This window comes from Streptomyces noursei ATCC 11455 (assembly GCF_001704275.1).
GTDB classification, from domain to species: Bacteria; Actinomycetota; Actinomycetes; order Streptomycetales; family Streptomycetaceae; genus Streptomyces; species Streptomyces noursei.
Genome location: NZ_CP011533.1, coordinates 2,780,950 through 2,804,504, shown reverse-complemented (window position 1 = coordinate 2,804,504; position 23,555 = coordinate 2,780,950). Strand labels below are relative to the sequence as shown.

General features: G+C 70.6%; 21 protein-coding genes. 17 read left to right on the top strand and 4 right to left on the bottom strand.

Annotated features, from left to right (window positions below; genetic code table 11):
• Positions 1–114 precede the first annotated feature (114 nt).
• Both SNOUR_RS11675 and SNOUR_RS11670 read left to right on the top strand, forming a co-directional pair.
• Positions 115–417 (top strand): DUF4193 domain-containing protein, encoded by a 303-nt coding sequence (locus tag SNOUR_RS11675; protein WP_016575747.1) that lies wholly within the window; start codon positions 115–117, stop codon positions 415–417.
• Between the two features lie 101 nt (positions 418–518).
• Positions 519–1,301 (top strand): hypothetical protein, encoded by a 783-nt coding sequence (locus SNOUR_RS11670; protein WP_067346284.1) that lies wholly within the window; start codon positions 519–521, stop codon positions 1,299–1,301.
• Here SNOUR_RS11670 and SNOUR_RS11665 read toward each other — a convergent pair.
• Positions 1,241–1,684: a DUF3093 domain-containing protein gene (locus SNOUR_RS11665; RefSeq protein WP_039631995.1), complete on the bottom strand. Its 444-nt coding sequence runs from the start codon at positions 1,682–1,684 to the stop codon at positions 1,241–1,243. The genes SNOUR_RS11670 and SNOUR_RS11665 overlap by 61 nt on opposite strands.
• 58 nt (positions 1,685–1,742) lie before the next feature.
• Between SNOUR_RS11665 and SNOUR_RS11660 the strand changes: the two genes are divergently transcribed.
• The 8 genes from SNOUR_RS11660 (at position 1,743) to SNOUR_RS11625 (ending at position 9,731) form a co-directional block, all read left to right on the top strand.
• The gene (locus SNOUR_RS11660) at positions 1,743–2,336 is read left to right on the top strand and encodes a PaaI family thioesterase (protein WP_067346282.1); all 594 of its coding nucleotides are present in this window, start codon (positions 1,743–1,745) and stop codon (positions 2,334–2,336) included.
• Complete coding sequence (gene dut, locus SNOUR_RS11655; protein WP_067346280.1) at positions 2,333–2,854, top strand: dUTP diphosphatase; 522 nt, start codon at positions 2,333–2,335, stop codon at positions 2,852–2,854. Before SNOUR_RS11660 ends, dut begins: the two co-directional genes overlap by 4 nt.
• Position 2,855: 1 nt before the next feature.
• On the top strand, positions 2,856–3,614 hold the full coding sequence (locus SNOUR_RS11650) for a DUF3710 domain-containing protein (protein ID WP_067358164.1): 759 nt from the start codon (positions 2,856–2,858) through the stop codon (positions 3,612–3,614).
• 325 nt (positions 3,615–3,939) lie between these two features.
• Positions 3,940–4,029, top strand: a complete 90-nt coding sequence (kdpF, locus tag SNOUR_RS11645) for a K(+)-transporting ATPase subunit F (protein WP_016575741.1) — start codon at positions 3,940–3,942, stop codon at positions 4,027–4,029.
• A gap of 31 nt (positions 4,030–4,060) precedes the next feature.
• Positions 4,061–5,737, top strand: coding sequence for a potassium-transporting ATPase subunit KdpA (kdpA, locus tag SNOUR_RS11640; RefSeq protein WP_067346278.1), 1,677 nt, complete (start codon positions 4,061–4,063; stop codon positions 5,735–5,737).
• Between the two features lie 32 nt (positions 5,738–5,769).
• A complete protein-coding gene (gene kdpB, locus SNOUR_RS11635) occupies positions 5,770–7,875 on the top strand; it encodes a potassium-transporting ATPase subunit KdpB (protein ID WP_079143403.1) in 2,106 nt (701 codons plus the stop codon).
• 5 nt (positions 7,876–7,880) lie between these two features.
• Positions 7,881–8,549, top strand: coding sequence for a potassium-transporting ATPase subunit KdpC (kdpC, locus tag SNOUR_RS11630; RefSeq protein WP_067358162.1), 669 nt, complete (start codon positions 7,881–7,883; stop codon positions 8,547–8,549).
• Between the two features lie 387 nt (positions 8,550–8,936).
• Positions 8,937–9,731, top strand: coding sequence for an ABC transporter ATP-binding protein (locus SNOUR_RS11625; RefSeq protein ID WP_079142538.1), 795 nt, complete (start codon positions 8,937–8,939; stop codon positions 9,729–9,731).
• Between the two features lie 96 nt (positions 9,732–9,827).
• Here SNOUR_RS11625 and SNOUR_RS11620 read toward each other — a convergent pair whose 3' ends face one another.
• The gene (locus SNOUR_RS11620) at positions 9,828–10,391 is read right to left on the bottom strand and encodes a GNAT family N-acetyltransferase (RefSeq protein WP_067346274.1); all 564 of its coding nucleotides are present in this window, start codon (positions 10,389–10,391) and stop codon (positions 9,828–9,830) included.
• A 518-nt stretch (positions 10,392–10,909) separates the two neighbouring features.
• On the opposite strand from SNOUR_RS11620, the gene SNOUR_RS11615 reads away from it, so the two are divergent.
• From SNOUR_RS11615 to SNOUR_RS11600, 4 genes are all read left to right on the top strand, one after another.
• Entirely contained in the window at positions 10,910–13,465 is a 2,556-nt protein-coding gene (locus tag SNOUR_RS11615) for a DUF4118 domain-containing protein (protein WP_067346272.1), read from the top strand.
• 175 nt (positions 13,466–13,640) lie between these two features.
• On the top strand, positions 13,641–14,324 hold the full coding sequence (locus SNOUR_RS11610) for a response regulator (protein WP_016570936.1): 684 nt from the start codon (positions 13,641–13,643) through the stop codon (positions 14,322–14,324).
• A 161-nt stretch (positions 14,325–14,485) separates the two neighbouring features.
• A complete protein-coding gene (locus tag SNOUR_RS11605; protein WP_052286700.1) occupies positions 14,486–14,884 on the top strand; it encodes an OB-fold nucleic acid binding domain-containing protein in 399 nt (132 codons plus the stop codon).
• A 3-nt stretch (positions 14,885–14,887) separates the two neighbouring features.
• A complete protein-coding gene (locus SNOUR_RS11600; protein ID WP_099055683.1) occupies positions 14,888–15,730 on the top strand; it encodes a DUF3159 domain-containing protein in 843 nt (280 codons plus the stop codon).
• Between the two features lie 73 nt (positions 15,731–15,803).
• On the opposite strand, the gene SNOUR_RS11595 is transcribed toward SNOUR_RS11600, so the two are convergent.
• Both SNOUR_RS11595 and SNOUR_RS11590 read right to left on the bottom strand, forming a co-directional pair.
• On the bottom strand, positions 15,804–16,475 hold the full coding sequence (locus tag SNOUR_RS11595) for a potassium channel family protein (protein ID WP_039631978.1): 672 nt from the start codon (positions 16,473–16,475) through the stop codon (positions 15,804–15,806).
• Positions 16,472–17,140, bottom strand: a complete 669-nt coding sequence (locus SNOUR_RS11590; protein WP_067346269.1) for a potassium channel family protein — start codon at positions 17,138–17,140, stop codon at positions 16,472–16,474. The genes SNOUR_RS11595 and SNOUR_RS11590 overlap by 4 nt, the downstream gene beginning before the upstream one ends.
• Before the next feature lie 332 nt (positions 17,141–17,472).
• On the opposite strand from SNOUR_RS11590, the gene SNOUR_RS11585 reads away from it, so the two are divergent.
• From SNOUR_RS11585 to SNOUR_RS11575, 3 genes are all read left to right on the top strand, one after another.
• Complete coding sequence (locus SNOUR_RS11585; RefSeq protein WP_067346266.1) at positions 17,473–19,449, top strand: NAD-binding protein; 1,977 nt, start codon at positions 17,473–17,475, stop codon at positions 19,447–19,449.
• A 229-nt stretch (positions 19,450–19,678) separates the two neighbouring features.
• Positions 19,679–21,730 (top strand): APC family permease, encoded by a 2,052-nt coding sequence (locus SNOUR_RS11580; RefSeq protein ID WP_067346265.1) that lies wholly within the window; start codon positions 19,679–19,681, stop codon positions 21,728–21,730.
• Between the two features lie 123 nt (positions 21,731–21,853).
• On the top strand, positions 21,854–23,194 hold the full coding sequence (locus SNOUR_RS11575) for a class I SAM-dependent RNA methyltransferase (RefSeq protein ID WP_067346263.1): 1,341 nt from the start codon (positions 21,854–21,856) through the stop codon (positions 23,192–23,194).
• The last annotated feature ends 361 nt before the right edge of the window (positions 23,195–23,555 follow it).

The following is a 23,555-nucleotide window of genomic DNA, read 5'->3' as shown; positions in this document are numbered from 1 at the left end:
GAGTAACAGACCTTGATGTGAGGCAAAATCTCCGCCTCAGGTCGGGCACAAGTCCGGCCTCTCACGCGTTACGAGCGCTGAGACACCGCAGACACCCAGAGGGGGAGAGCGACAATGGCTACGGATTACGACACTCCACGCAAGACCGATGACGACCTCAACGAGGACAGCATCGAAGAACTGAAGTCGCGGCGGAACGACAAGTCCGCCTCGGCCGTCGACGTCGACGAGTTCGAGCAGGCCGAGGGCCTGGAACTCCCCGGCGCCGACCTGTCCAACGAGGAACTCGCGGTCCGCGTGCTGCCCAAGCAGCAGGACGAGTTCACCTGCATGAGCTGCTTCCTGGTCCACCACCGCAGCCAGCTGGCTGCGGAGGACAAGAACGGCAACCCGATCTGCCGCGACTGCGCGGCCTGATCGCGGCCTACGCCGTGCCGGGCGTAAACCCGTTCCGTAGGGGCCGCAAGGGCGGCAACGGTCCGGCGGCCGGCGCACGATCACGCGAGGAAACCGCGCCCGTGCCCGCCGACCCGACCGCCCTGCCCGAGGAACGGACCACCCGTGAACTCAAGCGGCGGGGCCGACCGGCCTCGCTCGCGGGCAGAGCCGTGCGGGGCGCCAGGAGGGGTCGCGACGGCGTACGGTCGGCGCTCGGCGTGATCGCCGACCGGATCATCGCCACCGCCCCCAGGATCCCGGTACGCGACCTCGCCGCCCTGCGGGAACAGTTCCCCGGCCTGACCCCCGAGGAACTCGCCGACAAGCTGGTGGCGGGCGCCTGCGCGGGCACCGCCACCGTCGGCGCGGGCGTCGGTGCGGCCGCCATGCTGCCCGTACCGCCCGCCATGCCCGCCGAACTCGCCGCCGAGGTCGCCGGCATCGCCGCGGTCGAGATCAAACTGATCGCCGAACTCCACGAGGTCTACGGCCTGCGCCCCGCGGGGAACCTCACCCAGCGCGCCACCGCCTACCTCACGTCCTGGACCCAGGAACGCGGCATCGACATCGCCACACCCGCGTCACTCAACGTCGCGCTTGGCGGACAGATGCGACGCGAACTCCGCCAGCAGATCATGAAGCGGACGCTGCGCAACCTGCCCAACCTCACGCCGTTCCTGGTCGGCGCCGCGGTCGGCGCGTTCCTCAACCGCCGCGACACCAGGAAACTCGCCCACACGATCCGCGCGGACCTCCGCCGCCACCAGATCCCCTGGGACGCCCTCCCCGACGCCCCGGGCGATCAGCCGCGCGCCGACGCCAGCGCCGCCACCAGCCGCTCCGGCTCCCGCGTCGACACATAGGCGTACGGCGTCGGATCCTCGGGATCGGTGATCTCGACCCGCACCGCCGTCGGCACATAGCTCCGCAGCACCATGAAGGCCCGCGCATCGGCCTTGTACGTGCGCCACGCCAGCGCCTCCGCCGCGTCCAGCGCCTCCGCCTCGCCGAGCGCCGACACCGGGATCTTCGCGTCCCCCGCGATCAGCGCGCCGCCCACCACCCGGATCCGCACCGAGCCGTACGAGCTCACCGCCACCGCCGACAGCGCCGCTCCGCCGATCAGCCCGCCGAGCATCGGGAGCGTCCCCAACGGGAGCAACATCAGGGCACAGGCGACGCCGACGAGGGCGGCGATCACCCACCAGGAACGGGGCGCGGTGAGACGTTCTTCGTACGACTGCATGCCCCCAGCTTGGCACGGCGGCACTCACCCCTTATCCGCGCGGGTAGGGTCTGCACTCGTGAGTGGAACTGACCAACCCAGGACGCGGCTGACGCCACCCGAGGGCGCCACGCCCCCGGTCCGGCACCCGGACGCGCCGGCCCCCGGAGAACCGCTCGGCGCGCACTACGACCGGTGCTTCGGCTGCGGCACGGGACAGCCCCACGGGCTGCACCTGGAGGCCCGGGCCGGCGACGGCGTGAGCATCACCGCCGAATTCACCGTCAAGGAGGCCCACCAGGGCGCGCCCGGCCTGGCACACGGCGGCGTACTGGCCACCGCGCTGGACGAGACCCTCGGCTCCCTGAACTGGCTGCTGCGGGTGATCGCGGTGACCGGACGGCTGGAGACCGACTTCCTCGCGCCCGTCCCGCTGGGCACGGTGCTGCACCTCGACGCGCGGGTCACCGCCCGACACGGCCGGAAGATCTATTCGACGGCGGTGGGCCGGATAGGCGCCCCCGACGGCCCGGTCGCGGTACGCGCCCAGGCGGTCTTCGTCGAAGTCAAGGTCGACCACTTCATCGACAACGGAAGGACCGAGGAGATCCAGGCGGCCATGGCCGACCCGGACCAGGTCAAGCGCGCGCGTGCCTTCGAGGTGAACCCGTGAGTCAGCTACGGAATCCAGTGGACGTGCTCCTGCGCCGCCTGGACCCGGACGTTCCCGTTCCGTCCTACGCACACCCAGGAGACGCCGGAGTCGACCTCGTCACCACCGAGGCCGCCGAACTGGCACCGGGGGAGCGCACCGTCCTCCCCACCGGGGTGTCGATCGCCCTGCCCGACGGCTACGCCGCGTTCGTCCACCCACGGTCCGGACTCGCGGCCCGCTGCGGACTGGCGCTGGTGAATGCCCCCGGGACGGTCGATGCCGGGTACCGTGGAGAGATCAAGGTGATCGTGGTCAATCTGGACCCGCGCGAGAGCGTGCGGTTCGAGAAGTACGACCGGATCGCCCAATTGGTCGTCCAGCAGGTCGAGAAGGTGCGCTTCCACGAGGTGGCGGAACTTCCCGGCTCGGCGCGGGCCGAGGGGGGATTCGGGTCCACCGGCGGTCACGCGGCGGTGGACGGCCCCACGGGCGGGAACGAATTCGCATCGGTCGGTGGCGACCGGGAAGGACAGTGACGTGTTCGGACGTCGCAAGAAGAACGAGGCTCAGGTAGAGCCGGCCGAGGACACGGTGCTCACCGACGAGGTCGAGACCGGCGAGGGCGACGCGACGCACGCGCGGCTCAATCTCCCGCCCGCGCCGCGCCCCGACGGTCCCTGGGACGTGTCGGAGGTCAAGGAGCCCGGCGAGGGCCGGGTCGACCTCGGCGGCCTCTACGTGCCCGGCGTCGAGGGCATGGAACTGCGGGTCGAGGTCGCCGGCGACGCGATCGTGGCCGCCACGGTCGTCCTCCAGGACAGCGCCGTGCAGCTCCAGGCGTTCGCCGCCCCCAAGAACGAGGGCATCTGGGGCGAGGTCCGCGAGGAGATCGCCGGGGGCATCACCCAGCAGGGCGGCGTCATCGACGAGGTCGAGGGCCCGCTGGGCTGGGAGCTGCGCGCCCAGGTCCCGGTGCAGTTGCCGGACGGCACCAACGGCGTCCAGGTGGTGCGCTTCGTCGGCGTCGACGGCCCGCGCTGGTTCCTGCGCGGCGTGATCTCCGGACAGGGCGCGGTGCAGCCGCAGGCGGCCGGTGTACTGGAGCACATCTTCCGGGACACCGTCATCGTCCGCGGCGAGGGCCCGATGGCGCCCCGCGACCCGATCGTCCTCAAGCTGCCCGACGACGCCCAGATGGTGCCGGACGGCGTTCAGCAGGAACAGGCCGAAGGGTCGCGCTTCGGCGGCGGCGTGGAGCGCCTGGAACGCGGACCGGAGATCACCGAGATCCGCTGACCCACCGCTGAGAAGCACGGCGCGATAACAGCGCCGCGGCGGCTCAATCACGACGGTTACAAGGGGTCGTACTCCCGTGCGGGAGTACGACCCCTTGACGTTTGTGCAGGTCAGATCGGGAGGCGTAAGAAAACCGTCAACGGAACGCTAATGGCCGTAAGGGAGGCGTCAACGGCGTTCAAGTGGCGCAAGAACGACGCTTTGCTCTAGGGGTCCCATTCCGTCTGCCCATCTAGGAGCACACGATGGCCGACGTGGCCTTCGTCGTCGCCACCCTCGCGGTCTTCGCAGTGGTGGCTCTCGTCGCCAAGGGGGTGACGAAGCTGTGACCATCGAGAACATCGTCGGCCTCATCGTGGCCGTCGCCCTCCTCGGTTACCTGGTCCTCGCTCTCGTCTTCCCGGAGAGGTTCTGAGGTGTCGACAGCTGCCAACGCAGCGGGCCACATGAGCCCCGCTCTCGCGGGCGTGCTCCAGCTCACGGCGCTCATCGCAGCGCTCGCCCTGGCGTACCGCCCCCTCGGCGACTACATGGCCGCCGTCTACAGTTCCCCCCGCCACCTGCGCGTGGAAAAGGTCATCTACCGCTGCATAGGCGCCAACGCGGACACCCAGATGCGCTGGCCCGCCTACCTCCGCGGCGTCCTGGCCTTCTCCCTCGCCGGAGTGCTCTTCCTCTACCTCATCCAGCGACTCCAGGGACACCTTCCGCTCTCCCTCGGATTCGCCGCCATCAGCCCCGACCAGGCCTTCAACACCGCCGCGTCGTTCGTCTCCAACACCAACTGGCAGTCGTACAGCGGTGAACAGGCCATGGGCCACGTCGTGCAGACCGCCGGCCTCGCCGTACAGAACTTCGTCTCCGCCGCCACCGGCATGGCCGTCGCCGTAGCCCTCGTCCGCGGCTTCGCCCGCTCCCGCACCGGCGAACTCGGCAACTTCTGGGCCGACCTGGTACGCGGCACCATCCGCGTCCTCATCCCCATCGCCGTACTCGGCGCGATCGTCCTCGTCGCCTGCGGCGCCATCCAGAACTTCTCCGGCATCCACGAAGTCGGCCAGTTCATGGGCGGCGCCCAACAGACCAACGGCGGCGCCGTCGCCTCCCAGGAAGTCATCAAGGAACTCGGCACCAACGGCGGCGGCTACTTCAACGCCAACTCCGCCCACCCGTTCGAGAACCCCAACGCCTTCACCAACCTCTTCGAGATCTTCCTGATCCTCGTCATCCCCTTCGCGCTCACCCGCACCTTCGGCAAGCTCGTCGGGAACGTGAAGCAGGGCTACGCGATCCTCGCCACCATGGGCGTCATCTGGCTCGGCTTCGTCGCGCTCATGATGTGGACCGAGTTCGCCCACGGAGGCCCGGCACTCCAGGCCGCGGGCGCCGCCATGGAAGGCAAGGAAACACGCTTCGGCGTCGGCGCCTCCGCGATCTTCTCGGTGTCCACCACCCTGACGTCGACCGGAGCCGTCGACTCCTTCCACTCCTCCTTCACCGCATTCGGCGGCGGCATCCAACTCCTCGGCATGATGCTCGGCGAAATCGCCCCCGGCGGCGTCGGCTCCGGCCTCTACGGCATGCTCGTCATGGCCGTCATCGCCGTCTTCATCGCCGGCCTCATGGTCGGCCGCACCCCCGAGTACCTCGGCAAGAAGATCGGCACCCGCGAGATCAAACTCGCCGCCTGCTACATCCTCATCACGCCGACCCTCGTACTCGGCTTCGCCGCCGCCTCCATGGTGCTGCCCGACGCACTCGGCTCCATGCTCAACACCAAGGCGGTCGGCGCCGGCCCGCACGGCTTCTCCGAAGTCCTCTACGCCTACACCTCCGGCGCCAACAACAACGGCTCCGCATTCGCCGGACTCAACGCCAACACCCCCTGGTACAACACCACGATCGGCCTGGCCATGCTCCTCGGCCGCTTCCTCCCCATGGTGTTCGTGCTCGCCCTCGCCGGCTCGCTCGCCGAACAGCAGCCGATCCCCGAGACCGCAGGCACCCTCCGTACCGAAAAGCCGCTCTTCGCCGGGCTGCTCGTCGGCACGATCCTGATCATCACCGGTCTGACCTACTTCCCGGCGCTCGCCCTCGGGCCGCTGGCGGAGGGCCTGTCATGACCGCCCCCGTGAAACCGGAGGAGTCCGGCCCCATGTCCACCGCCACTCCGACCCGCGCTCCGCAGCAGGACGCCACCAGCGGGCAGCAGCCCGGCGACGGCCGCGTGGGCAGTGGTCTCTTCGACCCCAAGCAACTGCTCGTCTCACTGCCGGACGCCCTGCGCAAGCTCGACCCGCGGGTGATGGTCAAATCACCCGTCATGTTCGTCGTCGAGGTCGGCTCCGTCCTCACCACGATATTCGCCTGTGCCGCACCCACCAACTGGTTCGGCTGGGCCATCGCCGCCTGGCTTTGGCTCACCGTCATCTTCGCCAACCTCGCCGAAGCCGTCGCCGAAGGCCGCGGCAAGGCACAGGCCGACACTCTCCGCAAGGCCAAGACCGACACCGTCGCCCGCCGCCTCAACGGCACCGAAGAAGAACAGGTACCCGGCACCGAACTCCGCGTCGGCGACCTCGTCGTCTGCGAAGCCGGCGACATCATCCCCGGCGACGGCGACGTCGTCGAAGGCGTCGCCTCCGTCGACGAATCCGCCATCACCGGCGAATCCGCACCCGTCATCCGCGAATCCGGCGGCGACCGCTCCGCCGTCACCGGCGGCACCAAGGTCCTCTCCGACCGCATCGTCATCAAGATCACGACGAAGCCCGGCGAGACCTTCATCGACCGGATGATCAACCTCGTCGAAGGCGCCGCCCGCCAGAAGACCCCCAACGAGATCGCGCTGAACATCCTCCTCGCGTCCCTCACCATCGTCTTCCTGCTGGCCGTCGTCACCCTCCAGCCGTTCGCCATCTACGCCGGCGCCGAACAGCCCATGATCGTGCTGCTCGCCCTGCTGGTCTGCCTCATCCCCACCACCATCGGCGCGCTGCTCTCCGCCATCGGCATCGCCGGCATGGACCGGCTCGTCCAGCGCAACGTCCTGGCCATGTCCGGACGCGCCGTCGAAGCCGCAGGCGACGTATCGACATTGCTGCTCGACAAGACCGGCACCATCACCTACGGCAACCGTCGCGCCTCCGAGTTCGTCCCCGTCCACGGCGCCACCGAGGCAGAACTCGCCGACGCGGCCCAACTGTCGTCACTCGCCGACGAAACCCCCGAAGGACGCTCCATCGTCCAACTCGCCAAGGAGAAGTACGGACTGCGCGAGGGTGAGTTCAGCGCCGACACGTTGACGGGCGCCGAATGGATCCCGTTCACCGCACAGACCCGCATGTCCGGCGTCGACGTCGACGGCCGCAAGGTCCGCAAGGGCGCCACCGGATCCGTCCTCACCTGGGTCGAGGAACGCGGCGGCACCCTCACCGACGACGCCCGGCAACTCGCCGACACCATCTCCCAGGCCGGCGGCACCCCGCTGCTCGTCGCCCTGGAAGACGAAAGCGGCCCCCGCGTCCTCGGCGTCATCCACCTCAAGGACGTCGTCAAGGAGGGCATGCGCGAACGCTTCGAAGAGCTGCGCAAGATGGGCATCAAGACGGTCATGATCACGGGTGACAACCCGCTGACCGCCAAGGCCATCGCCGACGAGGCCGGCGTGGACGACTTCCTCGCCGAGGCCACGCCCGAGGACAAGATGGCGCTCATCAAGCGCGAGCAGGCCGGCGGCAAGCTCGTCGCCATGACCGGCGACGGCACCAACGACGCCCCCGCGCTGGCCCAGGCCGACGTCGGCGTGGCCATGAACACCGGCACTTCCGCCGCGAAGGAAGCCGGCAACATGGTCGACCTCGACTCCAACCCGACCAAGCTCATCGAGATCGTCGAGATCGGCAAGCAACTCCTCATCACCCGAGGCGCCCTGACGACCTTCTCCATCGCCAACGACGTCGCCAAGTACTTCGCGATCATCCCCGCGATGTTCGCCGTGGCCTACCCCGGCCTGGACACCCTCAACATCATGCGGCTGTCCAGCCCCAACTCGGCCATCCTGTCCGCGATCATCTTCAACGCCCTGATCATCGTCGCCCTCGTGCCGCTCGCCCTCAAGGGCGTGCGCTACCGGCCCGTCAGCGCCGACAAGATGCTCCGCCGCAACCTCGCCGTGTACGGACTGGGCGGCCTCATCGCACCGTTCATCGGCATCAAAATCATCGACCTGCTGATCTCCCTCATCCCCGGAATCGGGTGACCGCCATGAACAACTCCGTACGCAACACCGCCCGGTTGCTGACCGCGGGCCTGCGCGCCCTGCTCGTCCTCACCGTGGTCTGCGGCGTGATCTACCCCCTGGTGGTCACCGGAGTCGCCCAGGCCGCCTTCTCCGGCAAGGCCAACGGCTCCGAGGTCACCTCCCACGGCAAGGTCGTCGGCTCCTCCCTCCTCGGTCAGCGCTACGACAAGGGCACCGACAAGAAGGGCGACCCGATCCCGGACCTCCGGTACTTCCAGCCCCGGCCCTCCGCCGGACTGGGCAGCAACCGGAAGGCGACGCCCCCCGTCAACCCCCAGTACGACCTGCAGGTCTCCGGCGCCTCCAACCTGGGCGCCACCAACACCGACCTCATCAAGGCCGTCAAGGAACGCAAGCAGTGGGTCGCCACCACCTACGGCGTCCCCGAGTCCCAGGTACCGGCCGACGCCGTGACCTCCTCCGGCTCCGGCCTCGACCCGGACATCTCCCCCGAGTACGCGCTCCTCCAGGTCAACCGCATCGCCAAGGAGAACCACCGCTCCGCCGACGAGATCGAGAAGCTCGTCCAGGACCACGTCCAGGGACGCCAGCTCGGCTTCATGGGAGAGCCCCGCGTCAACGTCCTGGAGCTGAACGTGGCACTCCGGGACCTGACACAGGGACAGCGGTGACGGACGGTGGCTTACTGAGACACCACACGCGATGCCTCACCGCCGCACAAAGGGGCGGCCCCAGGGAAGCACTTCCCCGGGGCCGCCCCATCGCATGCCGCACCAACCGCAGTGTCCGGCGCTTCGCACGCCCGCCGCGCCTGGACCACATCTGACCTGCTGTTTCCCCGAGTTGCCGCTGGGGTGGCCCCGGTCGTCCCAGGGTTATCCACAGGCGTTGCCGGCTCAAGCGCCCGATCCTCATACTGTTTCGCAACCGACGGACAACACGCCGACACCGGAGTCTCGTTCGGTCCTCGTCGCATCCAACTGGGCGGGATGTCAGGTCAGTCGGAGGTGACGCGGGTGGTTCGTCGGCGAGACCACGACCAGAGCGGGGGACGCATCATGGGCAGGAGCAGTAGGGGGAACGGCGGTACGGCGATCGAGGGCACGGCCATCGCCTCCGCCGACGTCGCGCCGGAGAAGGCGGAGAATGCAGAGGACGCGGAGGAGGCAGAGCCGATGGTCGTCGTCGAGGATCTCCACCGCAGCTACGGGACGGGAACGGGAGCCGTACCCGCCCTGCGCGGCGTGGCCTGCAGCGTCCCACGCGGCGAACTGGTCGCCCTGCGCGGCCGCTCCGGATCCGGCAAGACCACGCTCCTCAACCTCATCGGCGGCCTCGACACCCCGGACTCCGGGCGGATCACCGTCGACGGCACGCCCTTGGCCGACCTCAAGGAGGACGGGCTGCTGACGATGCGCCGCGACCGCATCGGCTTCGTCTTCCAGACCTTCGGACTCATACCCATACTCAGCGCCGCCGAGAACGTCGGGGTACCGCTGCGGCTGCGGAAGGTCCCAGCACGGGAGCGCGAAGCGCGCGTCGCACTCCTGCTGTCCCTGGTGGGCCTCGCCGACCACGCCGCCCAGCGCCCGGGCGAGCTCTCCGGCGGCCAGCAACAGCGCGTTGCCATAGCCCGCGCTCTCGCCAACCGTCCCGCGCTGCTCCTCGCCGACGAGCCGACGGGACAACTCGACGCCGAAACCGGTCTGGAGGTCATGGAACTGCTGCGTGCCGTCGTCCGCAGCGAGGGCGTCACGGCGCTCGTCGCCACGCACGATGCCACCCTCCTGACCTTCGCCGACCGGGTGCTGGAGCTGGAGGACGGGGTGGTCACGGTGGCTGGTGAGGGGTGAGGGGTGAGGTGAGGGGAGGGGAGGGGAGGGGGGCTTTCCCCCCCACCCGGGGAGCTCCCCTGAGCCAAGCCCTCCCCCGCCCCACCCCCGCTCCCCCTACCAAACATCCCCCTCGCGCCAGTCGCACGTCAGCTCACCTTCGAGGTCCAACGGCGCGGAGGTGGCGAGGACGTGGAGGGCGCCGTCCTCGTCCGGGGTGCGCTGGATGCCGTCCGGTGTGAGGGCCGAGGAGGGGCCGCGCCAGAGCTGCCAGCCGCGGGCGGCGTAGAAGGTGGCGGCCTCGTCGGCGGCGCCGAGCGCGCCGAGGTCGTAGGCGTTGTGGATGACCTGCTCCAGGGCGTCCATCATGGCCGCGCCGTGGCCCCGCCCGCGGCGGTCCGCGCGGACCCCGACGCCCTCCACATAGCCGCAGCGCAGTGCCCGGCCGTTGTGCAGCAGCCGGCGCTGGACGACGGCGGCGTGTCCGATCAGTTCGCCGCCTTCGTGGACGAGGGCGTGCAGGCCGCCGAGGGAGTGCTCCCAGTCCTCGGCGGTCATGTCGTCGAAGACGTCGTAGAGGAGGATGCGGGCGGCCTTGAGGGTGGCGGTGTCCAGCTCGGCGGTGTGGGCGAGGTGTATCTCGGTCGCTCCGGCGGGGCGTTCGGAGGGTGTGGGGGTCATGCGGGCATCGTTACAGCGGCCGATCGGCGGGCGCGATGGTTTTGTTTCGGCCAATCGCACCTCTGGTGGGCACTTCTGAGGGGCGCCCGGCCCCGCATGCCACCCCGGCCGGGTACCGGGCCACCCACCCGTCCACCCACCCGTCCACCCACCCGTCCACCCACCGCTCCCGCCGAGTCGCCCGCGCGGTCCTTTCGGCGGTCCCGCCGGCCCCCGCCTTCCTCGCCGCCCGCCCTGCTCATGCCGACGGCGTCACCCTTCTGCCCCGTCGTCACCCCTCGGCCGCCAACGTCCCTCCGGCCGCGGACGTTCCCCTCGCCAACCGTGCTCCGCCCACCCCCGCAGTCCTTGCCCGAAAAGCCCGCCACCCCCGATCGGCCCCAGGTCAGAGGCCGTATCAGAGTCGCGTCAAGACCGGGCGGGAAGCCGCTACCTGGGCGTTTTTTCCTGGGAAGGGTCGGTAGGGTCGCATCAGGTCCAGCCCGGTGGGGGCGACCTTCACGTAAGACAATGGGGCCATGGCACGCGGCAAGCTACGGATATACCTCGGCGCGGCACCGGGCGTCGGCAAGACGTACGCGATGCTGTCCGAGGCACACCGGCGTGTGGAGCGCGGTACGGATGTCGTCGTGGCGTTCGTCGAGCACCATGGCAGGCCCCGTACCGAGGTCATGCTGCACGGGCTGGAGCAGGTCCAGCGGCGGGAGCTGGAGTACCGGGGTTCGACGTTCACCGAGATGGACGTCGATGCGGTGCTGGAGCGCAAGCCCGCCGTGGCGCTGGTGGACGAGCTGGCGCACACCAATGTTCCCGGGTCCCGCAACGGCAAGCGTTGGCAGGACGTGGAGGAGCTGCTGGAAGCCGGGATCACGGTGATCTCGACGGTCAACATCCAGCATCTGGAGTCGCTCGGGGACGTCGTCGAGTCGATAACGGGTGTGCGGCAGCGGGAGACGGTGCCGGACGAGATCGTCCGCCGCGCCGATCAGATCGAGCTGGTCGACATGTCCCCGCAGGCGATCCGGCGGCGGATGGCGCACGGCAACATCTACCAGTCGGACAAGGTCGACGCGGCGCTGTCGAACTACTTCCGGCCGGGCAACCTCACCGCGCTGCGGGAGCTGGCGCTGCTGTGGGTGGCCGACCGGGTCGACGAGTACCTCCAGCAGTACCGGGCGGAGCATTCGATCCGTTCGACCTGGCAGGCGCGGGAGCGGATCGTGGTCGGCCTGACCGGCGGGCCGGAGGGTCGGACGCTGATCCGTCGGGCCGCCCGGATGGCCGCGAAGGGCTCGGGCAGTGAGGTGCTCGCCGTCTACATCGCCCGCAGTGACGGGCTGACGTCGGCGTCGCCGAAGGAGCTCGCCGTTCAGCGGACGCTGGTGGAGGACCTGGGAGGGACGTTTCATCACGTCATCGGGGACGACATACCGGGTGCGCTGCTGGAGTTCGCGCGGGGTGTGAACGCCACCCAGATCGTGCTGGGGTCGAGCCGCCGCAAGGCGTGGCAGTACATGTTCGGGCCGGGCGTGGGGGCGACCGTGGCCCGGGAGTCCGGGCCGGATCTCGATGTGCACATCGTGACGCACGACGAGGTGGCCAAGGGCCGGGGGCTGCCGGTGGCGCGGGGGGCGCGGCTGGGACGGTCCCGGATCATCGCCGGTTGGCTGATCGGCGTCGGCGGTCCGGTGCTGCTGTCGTTGCTGCTCACGCGGCTTTCGAACGGTCCGGGGCTGGCCAATGACGTGCTGCTGTTCCTGTTCCTGACGGTGGTGGCGGCGCTGCTCGGTGGGCAGCTGCCGGCGCTGGCGTCGGCGGCGGTCGGGTCGTTGTTGTTGAACTTCTACTTCACTCCGCCCACCCATACGCTCACGGTCAGCGATCCGAAGAACATCGTGGCGATCGCGATCTTCTTCGCGGTGGCGGTGTCGGTGGCGTCGGTGGTGGATCTGGCCGCCCGGCGGACGCATCAGGCGGCCCGGTTGCGGGCCGAGTCGGAGATCCTGTCGTTCCTGGCGGGGAGCGTGCTGCGGGGTGAGACCACGTTGGACGCGCTGCTGGAGCGGGTGCGGGAGACGTTCGGGATGGACACCGTGGTGCTGCTGGAGCGGCGCAGCGAGGTGGAGCCGTGGACGTGTGCGGGCCGGGCCGGTGGTGACGGCAGTGCGCCGTCGCTCGCGCGCCCGGAGGACGCGGACGTCGATGTGCCGGTGGGGGACCACATGGCGTTGACGCTGACCGGTCGGGTGCTGCCGGCGGAGGACCGTCGGGTGCTGTCGGCGTTCGCCGCGCAGGCCGCGGTGGTGCTGGATCGGCAGCGGTTGGTGGGGGAGGCCGAGCGGGCCCGGGAGCTGGCCGAGGGGAACCGGATCCGGACGGCGTTGCTGGCCGCGGTCAGTCACGATCTGCGGACGCCGCTGGCGGGCATCAAGGCGTCGGTGACGTCGTTGCGGTCGGATGACGTGGCGTGGTCGGAGGAGGACGAGGCGGAGCTGCTGGAGGGGATCGAGGCGGGCGCCGACCGGCTCGATCATCTGGTGGGCAATCTGCTGGACATGTCGCGTCTGCAGACCGGCACGGTGACGCCGCTGATTCGGGAGATCGATCTGGACGAGGTGGTGCCGATGGCGCTGGGCGGGGTCCCGGAGGGCAGCGTCACGTTGGACATCCCGGAGGAGCTGCCGATGGTGGCGGTGGATCCGGGGCTGCTGGAGCGGTCGGTGGCCAATCTGGTGGAGAACGCCGTGAAGTACAGCCCGGACGGTGAGGCGGTGCTGGTTGCGGCCAGTGCGCTCGGTGACCGGGTGGAGTTGCGGATCGCGGACCGGGGCCCGGGCGTGCCGGACAGCGCGAAGGACCGGATCTTCGAGCCGTTCCAGCGGTACGGGGATGCTCCGCGGGGTGCCGGGGTGGGGCTGGGGCTGGCCGTGGCGCGCGGTTTCGCGGAGGCGATCGGTGGGACGTTGGCCGCGGAGGACACTCCGGGGGGTGGGATGACGATGGTGCTGACGTTGCCGACCGCCGCGGGGGTCCCGCCGGTCCGTCCTGATCTTCCGGCGCAGGCGACGACATGAGTCGTGGCCACGGCGGAGGTACCTGCGGCGGTATACGGTCGCGCTCCGGTGACGGGGCGTGTCCGCCGCGCGGCCCGGGAGGGGGCCATGACACCGGCCGGGCGGTACCGGCCGCACACACCACTTGGCCGGCGGGCGTCGCCCGTCGGCGACCGACACCGCGAGGAGAACGCCAGTGAACCGGGTGCTTGTGGTTGATGACGAGCCGCAAATCGTTCGCGCCCTTGTGATCAACCTGAAGGCGCGCAAGTACGAGGTGGACGCGGCCCCCGACGGGGCCACCGCCTTGAAGCTTGCCGCGGCCCGCCATCCCGATGTCGTGGTCCTGGACCTGGGACTGCCCGATATGGACGGTGTGGAGGTCATCAAGGGGCTGCGGGGCTGGTCCCGGGTGCCGATCTTGGTGCTGTCCGCGCGGCAGACGTCGGACGAGAAGGTCGAGGCGCTGGACGCGGGGGCGGACGACTATGTGACCAAGCCGTTCGGGATGGACGAGCTGCTGGCGCGGTTGCGGGCGGCGGTGCGCCGGGCGGAGCCGACGGGGCCGGCGGACGACGAGGTGATCGTGGAGACCGAGGGGTTCACGGTCGATCTGGCGGCGAAGAAGGTCAACCGGGGTGGCCGGGACATTCGTCTGACGCCCACGGAGTGGCACCTGCTGGAGGTGCTGGTGCGCAACCAGGGCCGCCTGGTGAGCCAGAAGCAGTTGTTGCAGGAGGTGTGGGGTCCGTCGTACGGGACGGAGACCAATTACCTGCGGGTGTACATGGCGCAGCTGCGGCGGAAGCTGGAGGGTGATCCGTCGCATCCGCGGCACTTCATCACGGAGCCGGGGATGGGGTATCGCTTCGAGGGGTGAACGCGGGGCGGCCCGGGTGCGGCCGGCGGTCGGGGCTGTTCGTGGGGGACGGCCCGGTGGCCGGTCCGTGGGCCGGGCGTCGCTTCGAGGGGTGAACGTGGGGGGCGGGGGGCTGGTGCGGGGTGCGGGGGAGGCCGCGCGGGCCCCGGTACGCTGGGTTTATGAGTGCTGGGACCCGACCCGAGAAGCCGGCCGGCCGGTTCCGCCGGATGCTCGACAGGCTGTCGTCCTCCGAGGAGGAGCTGCAGTCCGCAGAATTGCAGGAGGATGCGCAGGCCACGGGGTGTACCCGGATATGCGACTGCGACGACCGTCAGATAGTGAAGGTCTCCGGCACCCTGCGGCATGTGACGCTGCGGCCGCGTGCCGGTGTGCCCGCGCTGGAGGCGGAGCTGTTCGACGGCTCCGCGGCGCTCGACGTGGTGTGGCTGGGTCGCCGTTCCATCGTCGGGATCGAGCCGGGCCGTAAGCTCATCGCCTCGGGCCGGATCTCGTTGAGTCACGGGCGCCGGGTGCTCTTCAATCCCAAGTACGAACTGCGACCGCTCGGACAGGAGTAGCCGGTGACGTCGTACGACCGACCGACCACTGAGCCTGAGGCTTCCGCCCCCGTTGACCGTCCCGTGGGCGTTCCGGCCGCCGCCGCACCGCCGGCGTCGGGTGGGGGCTCTGATGCCGAGGGCAGGCAGGTGACGGAGGCGGCGCTCTTCGAGGCGTTCGGTGGCGTGCGCGGCATGGTGGAGACGGTTCTGCCGGGTCTGCTGTTCGTCGCGATCTTCACGGTCAACAAGGATCTGCACGTCTCGGCGATCGCGGCGCTGGCCGTGTCGTTGGTGCTGTGTGCGGTGCGCCTGGTGCGGAGGGACACCGTCAAGCACGCCTTCAGCGGCGTCTTCGGGGTGGCTTTCGGCGTGGTCTTCGCGATGATGACCGGCAACGCCAAGGATTTCTATCTGCCGGGGATGCTGTACACGCTGGGCTTGGCCCTCGCCTACATCGTCACCACCCTCGCGGGGGTGCCGTTGATCGGGTTGATCCTCGGGCCGGTGTTCAAGGAGAACCTCTCTTGGCGGACCCGTAATCCGGGGCGGAAGAAGGCGTACGCCAAGGCCAGCTGGGCGTGGGGCCTGATCCTGCTCGCCAAGTGCATGGTCCTGTTCCCGCTGTACTGGTGGGCGGACACCACGCAGCTGGGGTGGGTGCTGGTGGCGCTGAAGATCCCGCCGTTCCTGCTGGCGGTGTATCTGACGTGGCTGTTCCTGGTGAAGGCGCCGGCGCCGATCGACGTGTTCGCGGAGATGGAGGCGCAGGAGAAGGCCGAGGAGGCCCTGCGGGAGCGGTTGGCGACGCCGGGGCCGCCGGTGGCCGTGGACCGTCCGCAGGAGGGGCCGCGGCATCGCCGCTGAGCCGCCGCGCGAGGTGTGACGAAGGGCCCGGGAGCCGTGTGGCTTCCGGGCCCTTCGTGTGGTGCGGGGCGGCTCAGCTGTCGTCGCGGCGGACCGACAGCAGGTCCTCGAGCTGTTCCTCGCGGGACTGGGCGGCGACGAAGAGGAGTTCGTCGCCGGCTTCGAGGGCGTCGTCCTTGTTGGGGGTCAGGACGCGGGTGCCGCGGATGATCGTCACCAGCGAGGTGTCCTCGGGCCAGTCGACGTCGCCGACCCGGGTGCCGGCGAGGGCGGCCTCCGGGGGGAGGGTCAGCTCGACGAGGTTGGCGTCGCCGTGGCTGAAGCGCAGCAGTCGGACGAGGTCGCCGACGCTGACGGCCTCCTCGACCAGGGCGGACATCAGCCGGGGGGTGGAGACGGCGACGTCGACGCCCCACGCCTCGTTGAACAGCCACTCGTTCTTGGGGTTGTTGACGCGGGCGACGACCCGCGGCACGCCGTACTCGGTCTTGGCGAGCAGGGAGACGACGAGGTTGACCTTGTCGTCGCCGGTGGCGGCGATGACGACGTTGCAGCGCTGGAGCGCGGCTTCGTCGAGCGAGGTGATCTCGCAGGCGTCGGCCAGCAGCCATTCGGCGAGCGGTACCCGCTCGACGGAGATGGCGGTGGGCGCCTTGTCGATGAGCAGGATCTCGTGACCGTTTTCCAGGAGTTCGCCGGCGATGGAGCGACCCACTGCGCCGGCGCCTGCAATGGCGACCCTCATGCGTGCGCCTCCTCGGGGCCCTGGGCGAATGCCGCCTCGACCTTTTCGACTTCGTCGGTGCGCATCATCACGTGCACCAGGTCGCCTTCCTGGAGGACCGTCTGGGAGGTCGGCAGCATGGCCTCGCCCAGGCGGGTGAGGAAGGCGACGCGGACTCCGGTCTCCTCCTGCAGTTTGCTGATCTTGTGGCCGACCCAGGACGGGGCGGTGTGGACCTCGGCCAGCTGGACGCCGCCGCTGGGGTCGCGCCAGAGGGGTTCGGCGCCGGAGGGGAGCAGCCGGCGCAGCATCTGGTCGGCGGTCCAGCGGACGGTGGCGACGGTGGGGATGCCCAGGCGCTGGTAGACCTCGGCGCGGCGGGGGTCGTAGATCCGGGCCGCGACGTTCTCCACGCCGAACATCTCGCGGGCCACTCGGGCGGCGATGATGTTGGAGTTGTCGCCGCTGGAGACGGCGGCGAAGGCGCCCGCCTCCTCGATGCCGGCTTCCCGGAGGGTGTCCTGGTCGAAGCCGACGCCGGTGACGCGGCGGCCGCCGAAGGCGGAGCCGAGGCGGCGGAACGCGGTCGGGTCCTGGTCGATCACCGCGATGGTGTGGCCCTGGCTCTCCAGGGTCTGCGCGAGCGCGGAGCCCACCCGGCCGCACCCCATGATGACGATGTGCATGCTGGTTACCCCGTGCCCTGTACTAGCGCGCTGACCTGCCCAAACACCCTGCTCACTACTTCCTTCTCCGACGTACCGGCGACGCGGGGCCGCGGTCTGTGACCTCGGCCCGGTGCGTCAGACGGGAGCGCCGGCCGCACCGTGGTCCGGTACAACCGTAGCCGTAATGGCGGGTCCGGTAGGGGGCGCGGTAGGAGCCGGTTGGTGGTGGGGGCCGGCGGCGGGTGGTGTGGGATCGTGCGGCTTGCTGCGCCGGGACGGGCGGTTAGGGCACGCTACGACGTGTGCCACAACTGCCACATCAGCCCCAACAGGGCTCTCCTGCGCCGCACATGGTGGTGTGCGGCGATGACGCGTTGGCCCATCGGCTCGCCGTCGAGCTGCGCGACGTCTACCGCGAACGGGTGACGCTGATCGTGCCGTCCGCGCGGGAGCCGCAACGGCCCCGCGTCCCCGCGGCGTCCCGTGGCCTGGGCCGGGCCTCCGCGCTGCTCGGCCGGATGTCGGCGGTGGTGGCGCGGACCGGTCCGGGGGCGGCGCCGGGTCTGCCGCCGCCCACGGTGGCGCGCGAGGACGGCGAGGCGCCGCCGGAGCCGATACGGGTCCAGGTGGCGGCGCAGGTCGACGAGGCGGCGCTGACCGAGGCGGGCATCGCGGAGGCGGGCGCCCTGGCGCTGGTCCACGACGACGACGATCTCAACATCCATGCCGCGCTGCGGGCCCGCCGTCTCAATCCCCGGCTGCGGCTGGTCATCCGGCTCTACAACCGCAAACTCGGCCAGCATCTGGAGGAGTTGCTGGACCAGGCCGCGGCGGTCGCGGCGAGCGGCGGCGGGGGCGGTGCCCGGGCGCCGCGGGTCGATGCGTCGACCATGGTGCTGTCCGACGCGGACACCGTCGCGCCGGCGCTGGTGGCCACCGCGGTCGCCGGCACCAGCAAGGTCATCGAGGCGGACGGGCTGATGCTGCGCGCCGTGGAGCGTGCGCCGGGGCAGTCCGGTCCGGCGGGGGCGCGGCGGCTGTGCACCCTGGCGCTGCTGTCGCCGTCACCCGGCGACCCGCCCGGTGATGCGGCCGTCCCGCCCGGCGCGGCCCCCGGGGACGAGGGGCCGGTGCTGCTGCCGGACGACGCCACCGCCGGGGCGGCCACGGGCTGCGGCCGGGTCGTGCTGGAGACCGTCGCCTATACGGGGCGGACGGTGCGGCCGCGCCGGCTGCGGGGCCGGGGCGCGCCGCTCGCCTCCTTCTTCTCCCGGCGGTTGCGCTGGTCGCTGGCCGGCATCGTGGGGGCGGTGCTGGCGCTGGCCGTCGCCGAGTCCCTGACGACCCGTGTGCCGCCGTGGCACGCCGCGTACCTCACGTTGCTGGACCTGTTCGCGATCAACGAGCCGGCGCTCCGGGAGCCGCTGGCCCGCAAACTGCTCCAGCTGCTGTCCGGGCTGGTCGGGCTGTTGCTGCTGCCGGTGCTGGTGGCGGCGGCGTTCGAGGGGCTGGGGACGTTCCGCAGTGCCTCGGCGCTGCGCCGGCCGCCGCGCGGGCTGTCCGGGCACGTGGTGCTGCTGGGGCTGGGGAAGATCGGTACCCGGGTGTTGGCGCGGCTGCACGAGATGCGGATCCCGGTGGTGTGCATCGAGGCCGATCCGGAGGCGCGCGGGATCGCCCTGGCGCGGCGGCTGCGGGTGCCGACGGTCGTGGGGGACGTGACGCAGGAGGGGGTGCTGGAGGCCGCGCTGGCCGACCGGGCCCGCACCCTGCTGGCGTTGACCAGCGAGGACACCACCAATCTGGAGGCCGCGCTGTATGCCCGGTCGGTCAATCCGCGGTTGCGGGTGACCCTGCGGCTGTTCGACGACGGGTTCGCCGCCGCCGTGTACCGGACGCTGCGCGCGGCCCATCCGGGCGCGCGGACCCGCAGCCGCAGCGTCTCCTTCCTGGCGGCGCCGGCCTTCGCCGGGGCGATGATGGGCCGCGAGATCCTGGGGGCGATCCCGGTGGAGCGGCGGGTGCTGCTGGTCGCCCGCGTCGAGGTGCGCGGCCATGCCGCCCTGGAGGGGCGGACGGTCGGCGAGGTGCTGCGGCCGGGGCGGCTGCGGGTGCTGGCCGTGGACAATTCCGCGCCCGACGAGCCGGCGGTGGAGCCCGAGGCGGGTGCGCCGCGACCCGGCGACGGGCCGGAGCCGGCGCACCTGGCGGACGAGCTGGACGACTACGTGCTGCGGCCGCAGGACGTGGTGCTGCTGGCGGCGACCCGGGAGGGGCTGGGCGATCTGCTGTCCCGTCGGCCGCGTCCGGCGTTGCGCGGGGAGTGAGCGCACGCCCCGCGACACGCCCGGGCGCCGTGACGTCCACCACGGAATCCGGGCCCGCGGGGTTCCCTGTATCGACGGTGCCACTGTGTACGAATCGTGTAGATGCTGTGGAGGTGCCGCGTATCGGATGCGGAGTCGAGGGGGGTTGTGCATGGTGGCGCATTCGAGTGCCTCCACCCATCCGGGTTGCGGGTGGGCGCAGACCTTGACGAAGGCTTAGCATCCTCTGGTGTCCAAACTGACCGACGTGCCCAAACGGATCTTGATCGGGCGCGCACTGCGCAGCGACAGGTTGGCGGAGACCCTTCTCCCCAAGCGCATCGCACTCCCCGTCTTCGCCTCCGACCCGCTCTCCTCCGTGGCGTACGCGCCCGGCGAGGTGCTGCTGGTCCTGTCCGTGGCGGGAGTCTCGGCGTACCACTTCAGCCCGTGGATCGCGGTCGCGGTCGTGGTGCTGATGTTCACCGTCGTCGCGTCGTACCGGCAGAACGTGCACGCCTACCCGAGCGGCGGCGGCGACTACGAGGTCGCCACCACCAACCTCGGGCCGAAGGCGGGCCTGACCGTCGCCAGCGCGCTGCTGGTCGACTACGTCCTGACCGTCGCGGTCTCCATCTCCTCAGGAGTGGAGAACCTCGGCTCCGCGGTCCCGTTCGTCGTCGAGCACAAGACGCTGTGCGCCATCGCCATCATCGTGCTGCTGACCTTGATGAACCTGCGCGGCGTCAAGGAGTCCGGCAAGCTCTTCGCGATCCCCACGTACGTCTTCGTGGCCGGCGTCTTCATCATGATCCTCTGGGGCGCGATCCGCGGCCTGGTCCTCGGCGACACCATGAAGGCGCCCACCGCCGACTACACCATCCACGCCGAGCAGGGCGGCCTCGCCGGCTTCGCCCTGATCTTCCTGCTGCTGCGCGCCTTCTCCTCCGGCTGCGCCGCGCTCACCGGCGTCGAGGCGATCTCCAACGGCGTGCCCGCCTTCCGCAAGCCGAAGTCGAAGAACGCCGCGACCACCCTCGCCCTCATGGGCGGGCTGGCCGTCACCATGTTCTGCGGCATCATCGCGCTGGCCATGACCACCCACGTCCGGATGGCCGAGAACCCGGCCACCGACCTGTTGAACAACGGCAAGCCGCTGGGCTCCGGCTACACCCAGAACCCGGTCATCTCGCAGGTCGCCGAGGCGGTCTTCGGCAAGGGCAGCTTCCTCTTCGTCGTGCTGGCCGCGGCCACCGCGCTGGTCCTCTTCCTCGCCGCCAACACCGCCTACAACGGCTTCCCGCTGCTCGGCTCGATCCTCGCCCAGGACCGCTACCTGCCGCGCCAGCTGCACACCCGCGGCGACCGGCTGGCCTTCTCCAACGGCATCGTCCTGCTGGCCGGCGCCGCCACCGTCCTGGTCTACCTCTACGGCGCGGACTCCACCCGCCTGATCCAGCTCTACATCGTCGGCGTCTTCGTCTCCTTCACCCTCAGCCAGATCGGCATGGTCCGGCACTGGAACCGCCACCTGGTGGGCGAGAAGGACCCCGCCAAGCGCCGCAAGATGTACCGCTCCCGCGCCATCAACGCCTTCGGTGCCTTCTTCACCGGCCTCGTCCTCGTCGTCGTCCTCCTGACGAAGTTCACCCACGGCGCCTGGGTCGCCCTCCTCGGCATGGTCATCTTCTTCGTGACCATGACCGCGATCCGCCGCCACTACGACCGGGTGTCCGACGAGATCGCCGCCCCGGACATGCCCGACGACGACGTGGTCCGCCCCTCCCGCGTGCACGCCATCGTCCTGGTCTCCAAGCTCCACAAGCCCACCCTGCGCGCCCTGAACTACGCCAAGCTGATGCGCTCGGACTCCCTCGAAGCGGTCAGCGTCGACGTCGACCAGGCCGACACCCGGGCCCTGCGCGACGAGTGGGAGCGCCGCGGCATCGAGGTCCCGCTGAAGGTCCTCGCCTCCCCGTACCGCGAGATCACCCGGCCGATCATCGACTACGTCAAGTCGCTGCGCCGGGAGAGCCCCCGGGACGCCGTCTCCGTCTACATCCCCGAGTACGTCGTCGGCCACTGGTACGAGCACCTGCTCCACAACCAGTCCGCACTGCGCCTGAAGGGACGTCTCCTGTTCACCCCCGGCGTCATGGTCACCTCGGTGCCCTGGCAGCTCGACTCCTCCGAAGCCGCCAAGAAGCGCGCCCGCAAGCGCGCCGAGTGGGACGCGCCCGGCGCGGTCCGGCGCGGCCAGGTCACCGGGTCGGAGAAGGAATCCGCGGCCATCAAGAAGTGACCCGGTGCGCCGGCCCTCCGCCCGGGCCGGCGCACCGCACCGCACCCCGTAAAATTGACGGTCGGCCTTCCTCCGAAGGCTGACCGTCACGGTTTCGTCCCCTCTACCCAGGAGCTCCCCGCCATGCAGCCGGACACGCCGCCGGAACCCAGGAAGTCACTGGTCGGCGAGGAGTACGAGGTCGAGATCGGCCCGGTCGCGCACGGCGGGCACTGCATCGCCCGCACGGAGACCGGACAGGTGCTCTTCGTCCGGCACACCCTGCCCGGCGAACGCGTCCGTGCCCGCGTCACCGACGGCGAGGAGGGCGCCCGCTTCCTGCGCGCCGACGCCGTCGAGATCCTCTCCCCCTCCAAGGACCGCGTCGAGGCACCCTGCCCGTTCTCCGGCCCCGGCCGGTGCGGCGGCTGCGACTGGCAGCACGCCGCGCCGGGCGCCCAGCGCCGCCTGAAGGCCGCCGTCGTCAGCGAGCAGCTGGCCCGCCTCGCCGGCCTCACCCCCGAGGAGAGCGGCTGGGACGGCACCGTCGAACCGGCGCCCGGCGACAAGGTCGCCAAGGGCGAGGTCCCGGCCTGGCGCACCCGCGTCCAGTACGCCGTGGACGCCGACGGCCACCCCGGCCTGCGCAAGCACCGCTCGCACGACATCGAGCCGGTCACCCACTGCATGATCGCCGCCCCCGGCGTCTCCGAACTCGGCATCGAGCGGCGCACCTGGCCGCAGATCGCCACCGTCGAGGCGATCGCCGCCACCGGCTCCCACGACCGCCAGGTCGTCCTCACCCCCCGCCCCGGCGGCCGCCTCCCGATCGTCGAACTCGACAAGCCGGTCTCCGTCCTCCGCGTCAACGAGAAGGACGGCGGCGTCCACCGCGTCCACGGCCGCCCCTTCGTCCGCGAACGCGCCGCCGGCCGCACCTGGCGGGTCGGCAACGGCGGCTTCTGGCAGGTCCACCCCAAGGCCGCCGACCTCCTCGTCGAGGCCGTCATGCAGGGCCTGATGCCCAAGCGGGGCGACATGGCCCTCGACCTCTACTGCGGCGTCGGCCTCTTCGCCGGCGCCCTCGCCGAGCGCGTCGGCGACAAGGGCGCCGTCCTCGGCATCGAATCGAGCAAGCGCGCCGTCGAGGACGCCCGCCACAACCTCGCCGACCTCGACCGCGTCCGCATCGAACAGGGCAAGGTCGAGCAGATCCTCCCCCGCACCGGCATCACCGACGTCGACCTCGTCGTCCTCGACCCGCCCCGCGCCGGCGCCGGCAAACAGACCGTCCACCACCTCGCCACCCTCACCCCCCGCCGCATCGCCTACGTCGCCTGCGACCCGGCCGCGCTCGCCCGCGATCTCGCATACTTCCGCGAGGTCGGCTACGCGCCGCGACGGATGCGGGCCTTCGACCTCTTCCCGATGACGCATCATGTGGAGTGCGTGGCGATCCTTGAAAAGGCCGCGAAGGGCTCCTGAACTGGGGCTACGGGGAAGTGGTGATCGCTTCGACATGTTTCCCGAGCAACATCATGTGGACTGGGGCGAAGGTGCTTGAGAACCGCGTGACCAGCTGCTTCCTGCAACGCGGGGTGATGAGGAGCAGGCGCGTGTCGCGTGTTCGTCGGCCTGCGACCGACCGTCCTGACGCTCTTTCGACGCTGGTGCTGACTGTGGATCAGGTGAATCGGGCCCCAATTTGCAGGGCAGTCTGTACGGCTCGGAAGAGGCGGAAAGGCCGGGGTCACGAGTCGCCTGACCTGCATCGTGCCCGGCGTTGGCCGCGTCCGCGGCACGTTGCCCTGTGATACCTGAAGCATGACGTCGGCCTCACATGGGT

What these genes read in the sequence shown, in the direction of transcription:
- SNOUR_RS11675 (WP_016575747.1), top strand. Translation starts at nt 115, where the DNA reads ATGGCTACGGATTACGACACTCCACGCAAGACCGATGACGACCTCAAC.
- SNOUR_RS11665 (WP_039631995.1), bottom strand. Translation starts at nt 1,684, where the DNA reads ATGCAGTCGTACGAAGAACGTCTCACCGCGCCCCGTTCCTGGTGGGTG.
- kdpA (WP_067346278.1), top strand. Translation starts at nt 4,061, where the DNA reads ATGAGCCCCGCTCTCGCGGGCGTGCTCCAGCTCACGGCGCTCATCGCA.
- kdpB (WP_079143403.1), top strand. Translation starts at nt 5,770, where the DNA reads ATGTCCACCGCCACTCCGACCCGCGCTCCGCAGCAGGACGCCACCAGC.
- kdpC (WP_067358162.1), top strand. Translation starts at nt 7,881, where the DNA reads ATGAACAACTCCGTACGCAACACCGCCCGGTTGCTGACCGCGGGCCTG.
- SNOUR_RS11625 (WP_079142538.1), top strand. Translation starts at nt 8,937, where the DNA reads ATGGGCAGGAGCAGTAGGGGGAACGGCGGTACGGCGATCGAGGGCACG.
- SNOUR_RS11620 (WP_067346274.1), bottom strand. Translation starts at nt 10,391, where the DNA reads ATGACCCCCACACCCTCCGAACGCCCCGCCGGAGCGACCGAGATACAC.
- SNOUR_RS11615 (WP_067346272.1), top strand. Translation starts at nt 10,910, where the DNA reads ATGGCACGCGGCAAGCTACGGATATACCTCGGCGCGGCACCGGGCGTC.
- SNOUR_RS11605 (WP_052286700.1), top strand. Translation starts at nt 14,486, where the DNA reads ATGAGTGCTGGGACCCGACCCGAGAAGCCGGCCGGCCGGTTCCGCCGG.
- SNOUR_RS11595 (WP_039631978.1), bottom strand. Translation starts at nt 16,475, where the DNA reads ATGAGGGTCGCCATTGCAGGCGCCGGCGCAGTGGGTCGCTCCATCGCC.
- SNOUR_RS11590 (WP_067346269.1), bottom strand. Translation starts at nt 17,140, where the DNA reads ATGCACATCGTCATCATGGGGTGCGGCCGGGTGGGCTCCGCGCTCGCG.
- SNOUR_RS11585 (WP_067346266.1), top strand. Translation starts at nt 17,473, where the DNA reads ATGGTGGTGTGCGGCGATGACGCGTTGGCCCATCGGCTCGCCGTCGAG.
- SNOUR_RS11575 (WP_067346263.1), top strand. Translation starts at nt 21,854, where the DNA reads ATGCAGCCGGACACGCCGCCGGAACCCAGGAAGTCACTGGTCGGCGAG.